Origin of the sequence: Pararhodobacter sp. SW119, from assembly GCF_017811755.1 — a bacterium.
Lineage (GTDB): Bacteria > Pseudomonadota > Alphaproteobacteria > Rhodobacterales > Rhodobacteraceae > Pararhodobacter.
Genome location: NZ_JADDJF010000140.1, coordinates 1 through 1,770, shown reverse-complemented (window position 1 = coordinate 1,770; position 1,770 = coordinate 1). Strand labels below are relative to the sequence as shown.

General features: G+C 59.8%; 1 protein-coding gene and 1 pseudogene. Both read right to left on the bottom strand.

The window, feature by feature from the left end:
- A partial coding sequence (locus IM708_RS20890) for a response regulator transcription factor (RefSeq protein ID WP_245243369.1) occupies positions 1-721 on the bottom strand: 721 nt, incomplete at its 3' end.
- Between the two features lie 412 nt (positions 722-1,133).
- A pseudogene (locus tag IM708_RS20885) lies at positions 1,134-1,770 on the bottom strand (transposase); the annotation flags it as partial.

Here is a 1,770-nt window from a genome sequence, read left to right as displayed (position 1 = left end):
GAATGGTTCGGATGAAAGGCGGATGGCCGGGAGGCGAAGGTAGTTTGCGGCGCAACCGGCTGACAACGCCGTCCACGGCGCGATCGTGCAACTCCCAATCCCGACCCTTCATCAGGTATAGAATTTGTTCCCGAGTCAGGGCGTGCCCGCGACGCGAGAGCAATGCCGCGAGCAGGTCAAACTCGGCGGAGGTGAGAGCTATCTCCTCATCGATCTCTGTTAGTACACGCCGGGCGACAAGACTTACTCGATATTCTCCGAACGCATGATCAATGGTCAACGGGCCAACTGTCGGGGCGCCACCGGCCACGTTGTGGACTAATCGGCGAAGCACCGCGTTTATCCTTGCTGTCAGTTCGCGTGGACGGAAGGGTTTGGTGACGTAGTCGTCGGCGCCAAGCTCCAGTCCGAGAATTTGTTCCGTTTCCTCGGAACGGCCCGTCAGTACGATGATGCCGGCGTCGCTCTGCTCGCGAAGTCGACGAACGACCGACAATCCGTTTCCGTCGGGTAGACCAAGATCAACCAGAAAAAGATCGGCACTGCTCGAGTCGAGGGCCAGAAACTCATTGACGCTGCCCGCCGATCTGAAATCAAACCCTTCGGCTTCGAGGCCATCGGAAAGCAGGGTTCGGATTGCCTGATCGTCCTCGATCGCGAAAATCATCGCGCGCCGGATTTCATTGCACGGATGGGTCGGTCGTGAATGGCGTTGACGCATGAAGTGGCCTCCGAGTCTTCGCGTCAAAGCAATTGGTATGCCCCACGTATAGCACGCACAGTGCCCTCACAACCGCAGGATGTTTTTCCGAGTGACAAATGTCAATCAAAAATGCCTGTTTTCCCGCCTGGCAGCCGCATCACGCGAACTGCGTGTGCCCGCTGGATCGGGTTCGCGGCAGCCATACAGCGGGTCTTGAGACCATCTTTCAGTTGCAAAGCGCACCGCCGTGCTCACCTATGACCAGTCAGAGCGCTGCCTCGGACTCCGGGCCGAGACGGCGCATGGCAGGTTACCGGGCAGCATCGCCAAGGTCCGCGGTCGAGAGATCCGCGCTGATGCCACTTCCACACGCTTTCGACGACTTCGTCGAGCAGAGCAAGCGTGTGCCGCGACCTGCCTGATCACCTTCGCCCTTGGTGCGTTTTGTGCGATGCCGGACTGTCGCGAAGTTGCTTTCGATCGGGTTTGACGTCCGGATGTGTTTCCAACGTTCGGCCGGATAGTCATGGAAGGTCAGCAGCGCGTCCCGGTCCTTGACCAGCTTGGCGACCGCCTTGTCCCATTTCACGCCGTAGGTTGCGACGAAGAAATCGAAGGCGACGTTCGCTTCGGCTTTCGTCTCGGCCTGTCAGATATCGTGCAGATGGCCTTTGGCCTTAGCTTGCAGGGATTTCGGCGTCTTCCACTGGTTGCTCGAAGCAGTGGCGCAACCAGTGGACGACCGTTGAGCACGTTCATGGTCTTGTGGACCCAGCAGCGCTGCTCCCGCGTCGTCGCGAACACCTCGCGCAGCGCGGTCCAGAACCCCAGGGCACTGTCGCCGATGGCCAGCTTGGGGTCCTGTTTCAGGCCGCGCCGCTTGAGATCGAGCAGCACCTCGCGCCAGCTTTGCGTGCTCTTGCGGAAGCCGTCGGTGATCGCCAGCAGCTCCTTGCGGCCATATTCGTCGGCGCTTACGATCACCAGAACACATTGCTTTTCCTCAGCCATTCGCGGCTTGAAGGAGACGCCATCCGCCCAGAGGTAGAGAACCGCCGCGAGCCAAT